This window comes from Cellvibrio sp., from assembly GCF_053579595.1.
In genome coordinates this window covers 1-10,517 of sequence record NZ_JBRFPI010000104.1, presented here as the reverse complement: position 1 = coordinate 10,517, position 10,517 = coordinate 1, and the positions used below count along the sequence as shown (strand labels likewise).

Here is a 10,517-nt window from a genome sequence, read left to right as displayed (position 1 = left end):
ATGGAAGTATGGAAGACACCACCGCCCCGATTCCCATAAAAAAACTTTGCATGGAGAACCCGGCGGAACGCTGCTCGTCCGGCAGCATATCGCTCACCAATGCAATGGATGGCCCCAGTGCGATGTTGAGCGAGGCATCCAACACCCAGAGCATGCCAGCTGCAATCCAAAGCTCTGGCGAATTGGGCATCACCACCAGTGCCAGGGTTGCTGCAATCGCACCGAATAAAATATAGGGGCGGCGACGGCCGCAGCGATGCCAGGTTTTATCGCTCATATAACCGATGATCGGTTGGATCAAGAGGCCGGTGATAGGGGCAGCAACCCAGAGGATGGGGATCTCTTCAATGGGGGCGCCGAGAATTTGGAAGATGCGGCTGACGTTGGCGTTTTGTAAGGCGAATCCGAATTGGATGCCAAAAAAGCCAAAACAGAGGTTCCATATTTGCCAGAACTGGAGTTGCGGCTTTTGTTTCATAATTATAGGGCCATCAAAGAGCGTTAGCGCGTTTGATTATAGCCCTAAGCGAAAGTGAAAGCCGAGGCTGAAGCGGATCAAAGTTGACGTTTAAATTAGTATCGGGATGCTTGCAGCAATCCCGATACCAGCCTCCGACACCAATCCAGATGCCAATAGTGTGTACTGCTAGTTCCCTGCCTGCGAGCTGAACCGCTTGGCGGTGCCGTCGTGCAGATCCCAGATTTTTTGATCGCTATAACTGCGCAGCAGTTTGATGTACTCGGCATGTGACCAAGCCAATGGCGTGGCCGAGTTGGTGCCCTTGCCCAAGGTGTAGTTGTAGGTCTGGTTGCCGCCGACGCCGTCCCACACCTGCTCGGGTAGCATCAGCCCCTCGTTGGCAAATAACTCCATGCCCTTGATGTAAGTGTTGCGCAGCTGCGCGATTTGCTCGTTGTTGCTATTCGCAATTGCGTTAGCCAATTCATAGTGGCCGCGCTCGCCGGTAAAAATGGGCCAAACACGGCCGCGGGTTTCGGCGCGCATTTCATGGGCGGTATAGGCGCTGCCCGTGTTGATGTCATCGCCGTAGCCATCTTTGCCGTAGCGGCGCCAGCCGGGGAACTTGCCACTAATGCCCGCATAATCAAATTCGTATTTCACTCTTACTGTGTTATCCAGTCTGGTGTTGTCTAACTCCGCGAGTGATTCAACAACCGATGAAGCTTGGGCCGGGCGCACACCGTAGCGCACTAATTCCAGAAAACCGGCATCGACAATTTCATCTTCCACTAAACCAGTTTGGCCATTGCGCTCCTCAAGTGCGCCCTTGTCATTGGGGTTGTTATTGGAGCTAATACGCAAAAAGTACTGGCCGTCGGCCGGTGCCTGATTGAACTGGCCAGTGCGGGTAAACATGGTGTTTTCCACTTGCGCGGAATACTTATCGGCGGCGGCTAAGTAGCGTGTTGCAGCGCTGTCATCACCGGCGTGGGTGGCGATATCGGCAGCGGCAACCAGTCCAGCAATAATCGCGGCGGTGGTTGAGGGTGAATAACCGCCCTGTTCCTCCCAGCGCTCTTGTTGGGTGATAGGTGGGCTGATGGTGTTTTTATTCCAGAGCAAATCCACTGTGCCGCCGTCCGCTAAAAAATCCGCCGCCGGTTTGAGCATGCGCTGATACCACTGGCTGATTTGGCTATCGTCCAATACCCCTTCGCGCCAGAGGCGGGCGCCGAGCATAATCGGCATGGCGGTTTGGTCGAGCTGCACACCCACCCATTCCAATTCGCCGTCCACATGGGTCTTTTGTAAAAACCAACCGGGTGTGCCTTTATAGCCAGCGGTGTTTGGGCCCGCCTGAATTTTTTGCAGATACTCAAACGCCACCAGCGGTGTTTGTTGGTCACCGAGTGCGAGCAGTGCCATGGCTACCTGATAAAAATCCCGTGGCCATACCGCTTTGTAACCCGTGGCCGGTTCGCTGGCAGGCACCTGATCACCCCAGGGTGTTGAGAGCGATGCAATCAAGGCGCCAGCGTGGGTTTTATCTTCCTGCGCTTTTAGCACCATGGCGCTGGCGTACAACAATTTGCCGCCATCAGTCGCCTGCTGCGCGAGTGCGTCCAGAGCGGGCAACTGCTGCAAATAATCCTGCCAGCCAATCTGTTCACCTTCGCCATTAAAGGCGGCCAATATTTTCTCATAACCCTGCGCGCGGCTCTGTTGATTGGCGGTGAGGCTCTCGGCCTTGGAGTGGCCAAACGCAAATACAAATTCCCAGTCGCCGGTTTGCTGTTTGTTCAAAGTGGGCAGCGCTAGGGTCATGGCGATATTGCCTGATGCAGTGCCCGTTGAATTGTATTCATGCACCAGCTTGCCCTGGGCGATTAAATCCTGCAGTCCGTCCGATACACCGGCAAATCCTGTGGCACTTTGCGCGACCGGTGCAGTAGTGGATACCGCCAAATGCGTTTCACCTTCAGCGGCAAACCAGACATTATTCTCTTGCCAAGCGCGGTCATTCACACCGGTATTGTTGAGGTGCGGGTTGATATAAAAATAGGGGGTGATGCCATCGACAAAGGCGCGGAACAGCACTTTCATCATCAGGCTATTGTTGTCGGGATTGGTGAAGAAATGTTTTTCAATTTCGTAGCGACCGTCTTTATCGCGGTTCACCACTTTGAACGCGAGCGACAGCGGGCGGCCCTGTGCATCCTTGTGTAAATAATCAATGCTGCTCAGCAGATCGCGTTTTTCTTCATGCAAAAAAGTGCTGCCATCGCTATTGGTTCCAGCGATAAAAAATTGCGCCTCCTGAATTTGCGCCTCATGAATCAAACCAAACATGGTTTCGGTTAATACCCCCTGTGCGAGCGAAAACCATACTTTGGATACAGTGCCGGTCGCTGCGTCATTGTGATAACTCTTGTGGTGATACTGCTCGTAGGAAGTACCTATGCCGGTTTTGCCCGAGTAGGACCAGTAGGGTGTTGCACCGGGCGCGCCGGGCGCGATGTTTACTGCCTGCGTATTAGTGGGCTGCGCTTCAGTGGTTTTTTTGTCGCAGCCAGCCAGAGTGATCAGGCTGGCGATAGCAATGCTGATGAGCGCGCTGTTTTTTTTAAAACGGTTTTTATTCTTTTGTATGGTCATGGCAATCCCGATTGTTAAGGGTTAACAGTGAGTGGATATCAGTTTTTGCCAATGTACGGCGTATCAAAAACACATTGCAAATCTGAAAACGTTTTCCAAAAAATTAAATTGTATTTAATAAATTTAATTCCCCATTTATAAAACTATTTTTTAACTGAAATCGATTTCTTTTTATTGATAACGTTTTCAGCAGTTTTGCCACTATAGACAGGTGCACTTGTTCATCTCTACCATAGATTTAATGCGCGCTGGTGCTGCAGCTTCACTGCAATACAACAACAATAATGGTCCGCGCTACTGAGTTTTAATGAGTCCCTCTCCTTGCTGGCAGTTAGTCGCAGTGTTAATCCACTGCTGCTGTGGTACTGCCTTTTTTCGACCACCTAGAATGTCTCTTTTTAACAAGAGCAAAATTTTAACAATAACGACGTTTTAACAATAACGATGAACGAGGATAATTTATGAAAAAACTATCGCTAAAAAATGCTGCAGTCATGGGGGGCAGTTTGCTGTTATTGCAGCTGATGTCTACCAGTGTGGTTGCGCAAAGTAGCTACCGTATTATTGATCGCTGGAAAAATACCTATATGTGCGATACCGGCGCCAACGTTGCTTATCAGTCAGCGGCAACCGGAACTCATTGCCAGTGGCAAATAATAGATGTCAGCGGTTACAAAACGTTTCGCAATCTTGCTACTAGCGACTACTTGCACATTGAAAACCTGACAGGTAGAGCACAAGCTGCTGGTGGTGACAGCAGTTGGTGGAGTGCCCAGTGGACGCTGGAAACCATAGACAGCAACTATTCATGGATTCGAAACCGCTGGCAGTCTGCGCAATATTTACATGTGGAAAACCAGACGGGATTTGTGCAATCCGGCAGTATCGATAAAAATTGGTGGAGTACCCAGTGGCGTTTTGAACTGGTAAATGGCACCACGTCTTCAAGCTCGGTTGCGTCCAGTGCCCCGGCTTCCAGTAAGCCCGCATCCAGTGTTGCTCCTTCAAGTGTTCCAGCGTCGAGCAGGCCAGTATCCAGCGTTGCACCTTCAAGTGTTCCCGCATCAAGCACGCCAACGTCAAGTTCATCTTCAAGCGCGAGTGCAACCATTAGTTATCAAGCGGAAGATAATTTTTATTCCGGCGGTGTGACTAATGCAGGCACTTATTTGCAAAATTTTGTTACCCAGGGTGCACGTACAATTGTGGCAGTGAATACCAATAGCGCGGGCAATTACTCTGTGAGTTTGCGCTACGCGAATGGCACTGGTTCGGATAAAACCTTGAGTGTTTATGTGAATGGTTTAAAAACCTTAACCACTACACTCGCCGCCACTGGCGGCAATACTACTTGGGCGAATAAAGCCGAAACGCTCGCACTGCGCGCCGGGTTCAACAGCATCAGTTATCAATATGATGCGGGTAATACCGGCGGCGTTAATATAGATTCTGTAGCCGTTGCCGGTGGTGTTGCTATGGTAGCGCGCGGCGCAACTCTGGCGTATCAAACCTACGAAGCGGAAGCGGTCACTACGAACGGACAAGTATCAGCCTACGGTACGACATTCCCGAGCGTTGAATCGGAATCGTCCGGCAGAAAATTTGTTGCGCTGAATTCGACTGGCCAGTATGTCCAGTGGACCGCCAGCAAAGCAGCTAATAGTTTGGTGGTGCGCTACAACATGCCGGAAGCTGCTAATGGTGGCGGTACTAACAATACCCTCAGCTTGTATGTGAACGGCACTAAAGTGCGAACACTGAATTTATCTTCGCATTTTGCCTGGACCTACGGTGGCTATCCGTTTAATAACGATAATCCATCGGGCGGTGGCGGCCATCACTTTTACGATGACTCACAATTTACCGGTTTGAATATTCCCGCCGGTGCGATTGTAAAATTACAGCGCGATGCAACTGACACAGCGGCATTTTATAAAATCGATTTTGTTGAGCTGGAACAAATTGCCGCAGCCTACACCATGCCTGCCAATTTTGTGTCTATCACCAGCCAAGGTGCAGTTGCTAACGACGCTGGCGATGATACGCAAGCGATTATTAATACCATCAACTACGCCAAACAAACCGGCATGGGTGTGTGGATTCCAGCGGGCACTTTTAATATTAATGCGCGCATTAATGATGTAAATAACGTGCAGATTCGCGGCGCTGGTATGTGGCACACACGCCTGCAAGGCAGCAATGGCCAAGGTGGTTTTTATGCAAATGGTAGCAAGGTCACTATTACCGATATGACCATCGCCAGCGATTCCTACTATCGCGATAACGGTGGCCACACCGCTGCAATTGAAGGCAATTTTGGCACTGGTTCATTGGTGCAGGATATTTGGGTAGAGCACATGAAAGTCGGTGTGTGGTTATCGCCCGGTACCGATGGTTTGTTAATTACCAATGGCCGCATTCGCAATACCTGGGCCGACGGCGTTAACTTCCATGCAGGTGTTAGAAATTCCACCATCAGTCACTTTAATGTGCGCAACAATGGCGACGACAGTTTTGCTATGTGGTCACAACCGGGCAGCATTAATGTGAATAACAGCTTCCGTTTTAACACGGCGCAAATGTCAATACTGGCCAACACCTACGCGATTTACGGCGGGCAGGATAATAAAGTATTGGATTCAATCGGTGCGGATACCGTGCGTGCATCAGCTGGTATTGCGATTAGCACGCGCGGCGATTTTCCCGGTGGCACAGCACCTTTTACTGGCACTACCGAAGTAAAACGCAATACTTTAAATCGCACTGGCGGTTGGGAGCCAAATTGGAATACCAGTTTTGGTGGTCTATGGATTTATGCTGACGGCCAAAGTATTAATGCCCCGATTGTGATTGATAATCTCGCCATTAATAACAGCCTCTACGAAGCCATGTTATTCAGCTACGGCCAACAGCTCACTAACCTGAGTGTCAATAATGTACAAATCAACGGTGCTGGTACCTACGGTTTGAATTTTAATGGCATGACTGGCTCGGGCACTTTCAGCAACGTCACCGTAACTGGCACGGGTTCCGCTGCACTGCAAAACCCCAACAATCAATTCACTATTGTGCGCGGGAGTGGTAATTCGGGTTGGTAAGAGAGGGTTAATAATTTTTCATCGACATACCCGCGCACGCGGGTATCCAGATGCTGTGTTCATAATGCCCTTATTAAAAAGCGCCCGGCTCATGTGAGCGGGCGCTTTTTTAATTGCATGTACCTTGGGTAAAGCGGTGGCTAGTAAAATCCGTAGCTGTATTGCAACTATGGATTTTTATCATGGCCTCTTGTTATGCCGCGCCATTTTCCACTGAAACCAATAAAAATTTCGAACTGGAACCGGCGAGCCTCGATTTTTTGTATGGCGCATATTCCTCGGAATTATAAAACGCTAGAGCAATTTCTCTTGATGGAAACTCCACAATCACAGAAAACTGCGGTTTTTCAATGCCCTCAATCAAGTCAACATTGCTAGTTCGAGTAATATATTTCCCGCCGATCCTTGCAAGCATTGGCGTAACATTTTCGGTGTACTCTTCAATCCAGGATGGATCTATTATATTGGTTTCAATTACTGCCAGTGTTTTCAATTTCAAACTCCGTCGTGGATATTGATTTTATCAGCATGGCTACTACTGCATGTTATGGTGTGCGCTGGTGATTGATAGCTTGTAGGAATGATAATCTCCCAGCTGAAACTTGGAGCAGTTGCCACATGATAACTTGAAGTTGATTGAGCTTCCCGGGCTGGAATTGTCAGAAATATAATCACTGCACTCATCAATAAATTCGCCATTTTTATCAAAAAGTTCGGCTTTTATATTGATTGATGACCAGCTGGATTCACCTTCGTTTTTAAGTATTCCTAAGAGAGTAAATTCATTTTTACTTATCCGCTCCTTGGTTATTTCTGTAACTAATTTTGCACTTTCATCATATTTTTTAAACATGTATTCATTTTCATTTTCAGTTTCGATTTCTTCTGTCTCGATCTCTTCTGACTGATTCATTTCACTTTCACTGCCTATTATGCTGTTTGATAGTTTTGAAAGGGAAAGTGAAACCACTATAACGATGGCAACTGAAAACCCGGCACCGTAAAGAAAGCCTGTTCCTAGCTTAATCAGCATGTTTTTAATAAAACTCATTTTTTCTCCGTATGTGTTGTATAAATAGACGATAAGCGGCTGACTATAAAGGCTTTTTTATAAGTGTGGAAGTGGATTTTGTGTGGCTTTAGGCAGGTGGCTTACACATAGGGTGAAGGCCACTTTGGGGTTAGCGGTGGGGCGGGGTTGTAGCAGCGCAATGTTTTGCAATATAGCTCTGATGTGTGGGCAATAGTCTGGCGGCTTTAGTCACGATGGTTTTGATGTCGGTGAGATAGTCCGATAATTGATCTGCGGTTAAAGCATCGGCCAACGGATGATAGGCGTTGGGTGTAACACCTTGGCCGATCAGCACTTGCAGCCAGCCCGTTTCAGTAAACAATTCGTTGTTGTCGCGGAATAAGCGGCCGTTGTGTTTAAACAAATTTAGTTTTCGGGTGAGATTGTCCGGTACTTCCATAGTGCGGCAATAATTCCAAAAGGCGGAATCACTGCGTTGGGTGGCGTGGTAATGCAAAATAATAAAATCGCGGATCTGTTGGTACTCGTTGCCGAGTTGCCGATTAAATTCATCGGTGTCAGCTTGCACAAAATTATTGCGCGGAAATAAATCGATCAGTTTCCCCAGTGCTGATTGCACTAGATGAATACTGGTGGATTCCAGTGGCTCCATAAAACCGGCGGCCAAACCCAGTGCGACACAATTTTTATTCCAGAACTTTTTGCGCATACCAGTGGTGAAATGTAATTTGCGTGGCTCGGCGAGTAGTTCACCATCAAGGTTGTTTATTAGGATGTGAGTGGCCTCATCTGCGCTCATGAACTTACTGCTAAATACGTGGCCATTACCAGTGCGGTGCTGCAGGGGAATGCGCCACTGCCAACCCGCCGTGTGAGCGGTAGCTTTTGTGTAGGGCAAGAGCGGCTCGGTGGCGGCGCAGGGTGCGGCAATGGCACTGTCACAGGGCAGCCAGTGGCTCCAATCTTCGTAACCGGTTTTTAATGCCCCTTCAATTAACAGGCCGCGAAAGCCGGAGCAATCAATAAATAAATCGCCGTCAATAGTCGCGCCATTTTCCAGTGTGACTGATTCAATAAAGCCATCGTCGCGGCGCCGTGTGACCTGGGTGATTTTCCCCTCAGTGCGCACCACTGCATACTGTTCGCAGTAACGACGCAGATATTGTGCAAAGAGTGATGCATCAAAATGATAGGCGTAATTAATACCGGGTAGGCGAGTGTTGCTCACGCGTTCCATTTTTTCAAAACGATTTTGCTGTGCTGCAGTGGCATTGAGTGAATAATCCCAAAGGGAAGAATCGCCGCCCTCCGCTTGGCTTCTGAGCCAGTAGTGATAAAAGTCGAGCATGCCTAAATCTATACCTATGCCGCTAAAGGCGTGCAGATAGGAAGAGTCAATTGTGCCCCAATGATTAAATTGAATGCCGAGTTTTATCGTGCCTTGGGTATTGCGTAAAAAATCATTTTCATCCAGCCCGAGCAGGCCATTAAATAATTGAATTTGCGGAATGGTGGCTTCACCCACGCCCACAGTACCTATGTCATCTGACTCGATTAACTGAATGCTGATGGAGTTGTCCAGCGTGCGCGCAAAAGTGGCGGCGGCCATCCAGCCGGCAGTGCCACCACCGACAATGACAATTTTTTTAATGGTAGATGCAATCGGTGTTGTGCTGTGCATAATCAAATCCAACATAAATGAGTCGATTTTATGAAAACAAAAAACCCTGAAGACAAAAATCTTCAGGGTTTTTCAGAATCAGCTAACGATTAAAATTTGTAGCCGATATTCAGCGCGTAACTTGGGCCATAAGATTGATAGTCGATGGTACGCAATGCATCGCCATCAATGGTGCTTACAATCGGCTCATCATTCAGGTTGTAGCCTTGCACAGAAATATCTACGCCGTCTAATGCGCCGCCTTCAAAGGTGTAACCTATTTGCGCGTCTACCAGTGTAGTTTCGCTCACTATGCGTTGCTCTGCGGCGCCGATGTTGCTAGTAAAGTCACCCAGAAACGAGCTGCGATAGTTTTGGCTAATCCGCGCCGAGAAACCATTTTTTTCGTAGTAGAACTGAATGCCGCGCACTTGTTTCGATAAGCCTGGTAGGCGATTGCTTGCGGTATTTTGCGGTTGAATATTACTGTCAGTAAATGACTGAGTCAGCACCGCACCAAAACCTTCGAGGTAATCGCTTAGCAGTTCACCCGAGAGCGATAGCGTGAGCTCCAATCCTTTGGCATTGCCGCCATCACCATTGGTAGGAACGTTATTGACACCTTCATACATTTTGGGAGTTTGTCCCGCTGGTGCAGGAAAACCCGTGAAATCCATGATTGTCGCATCGTTAAATACATAGGACTGCAAGTCTTTGTAGAAACCGGCAACAGACCAATAACCTAAGCTATCTTCAAAGTAGTGCTCGTAAGATACGTCGTAACCATCAGCAATCCAGGGACGCAATTGCGGGTTGCCGCCATTTGCACTCCAAGGTGAGGTCTCTATATCGGTGCCGGGTATTGCGTTTGCAATTGGGCTAAAATTAAATTGTGATGATGCGGACATAGCGCCCATATTGGGGCGGCTTAATGAGCGCGCTGCAGCTAGTTTCACAGAATCTTGATCAGAAACCTGAAAGGTCAAATTCATGGTTGGCAACACTTCTGTATAGCTGTCGCCGCCAGTTTGTGAAACTACCACCAGAGTATTTTGTTGGCCGCTGGCAGAGTTGCCCGCTGACATTTGATCTGTGCTGACAACTTGTGTGCCGATATTTCCCCGAACAGGAATATCAGCCCAGGTGGTGTCTATGCTGGCTTTAACAAAGAAGGTGGTAATTTCTTCCTCAATAGAGGTGATGCTGGTCAATACATCGGCACGTGTTGCCTGAACAATCTCGTATAGACCTTCGCGTTTGGGCGCGCGTGGATCGTAACTAATAATTGAACCCAGACCAATAAAGCTCAAATCGGTTAAACCGGTTTTGCTCGGCAGCGATGAAAAAATAGGTTCGCCGTTTGCATCCAAATGTGGGCCGAAGTAATACTGTTCTCTGCCATCAATTGTTTTATCGCGCGTATCGTAAGCAACGCCCACTTGAATTTTGTTAAAAATTCCAAAATCCAGATCGCGGCTCGCGCTTAATTTAAGTTGATTAAGTTCTTCATCCAGAAGCGGCATGCTGTCATAGCCAATTTGGCGTTTAACAAAATCGGCGCCCCAGCCCTGCAGGCGCTCCGCCAGCTTTTCGGCCGATGTCGAGGCA

General features: G+C 48.4%; 7 protein-coding genes. 1 reads left to right on the top strand and 6 read right to left on the bottom strand.

Going from position 1 to position 10,517, the window contains the following annotated elements; genetic code table 11:
- The coding region (locus tag ACWA6V_RS08615; RefSeq protein ID WP_449522098.1) for an MFS transporter at positions 1-478 on the bottom strand (478 nt) is incomplete at its 3' end.
- Positions 479-646: 168 nt separating this feature from the next.
- A complete protein-coding gene (locus ACWA6V_RS08610; protein ID WP_449522097.1) occupies positions 647-3,118 on the bottom strand; it encodes a glucan 1,4-alpha-glucosidase in 2,472 nt (823 codons plus the stop codon).
- A 461-nt stretch (positions 3,119-3,579) separates the two neighbouring features.
- On the opposite strand from ACWA6V_RS08610, the gene ACWA6V_RS08605 reads away from it, so the two are divergent.
- Positions 3,580-6,216 carry a glycosyl hydrolase family 28-related protein gene (locus ACWA6V_RS08605; RefSeq protein WP_449522096.1) on the top strand — a complete coding sequence of 879 codons (2,637 nt, stop codon included), beginning with the start codon at positions 3,580-3,582 and terminating at the stop codon, positions 6,214-6,216.
- A gap of 193 nt (positions 6,217-6,409) precedes the next feature.
- On the opposite strand, the gene ACWA6V_RS08600 is transcribed toward ACWA6V_RS08605, so the two are convergent.
- The 4 genes from ACWA6V_RS08600 to ACWA6V_RS08585 all read right to left on the bottom strand — a co-directional run.
- Positions 6,410-6,709, bottom strand: coding sequence for a DUF1330 domain-containing protein (locus tag ACWA6V_RS08600; protein WP_449522095.1), 300 nt, complete (start codon positions 6,707-6,709; stop codon positions 6,410-6,412).
- Positions 6,710-6,751: 42 nt separating this feature from the next.
- Entirely contained in the window at positions 6,752-7,267 is a 516-nt protein-coding gene (locus tag ACWA6V_RS08595) for an FxLYD domain-containing protein (protein ID WP_449522094.1), read from the bottom strand.
- Positions 7,268-7,397: 130 nt separating this feature from the next.
- On the bottom strand, positions 7,398-8,930 hold the full coding sequence (locus ACWA6V_RS08590) for a tryptophan halogenase family protein (RefSeq protein ID WP_449522093.1): 1,533 nt from the start codon (positions 8,928-8,930) through the stop codon (positions 7,398-7,400).
- Between the two features lie 89 nt (positions 8,931-9,019).
- The coding region (locus ACWA6V_RS08585; RefSeq protein WP_449522092.1) for a TonB-dependent receptor domain-containing protein at positions 9,020-10,517 on the bottom strand (1,498 nt) is incomplete at its 5' end.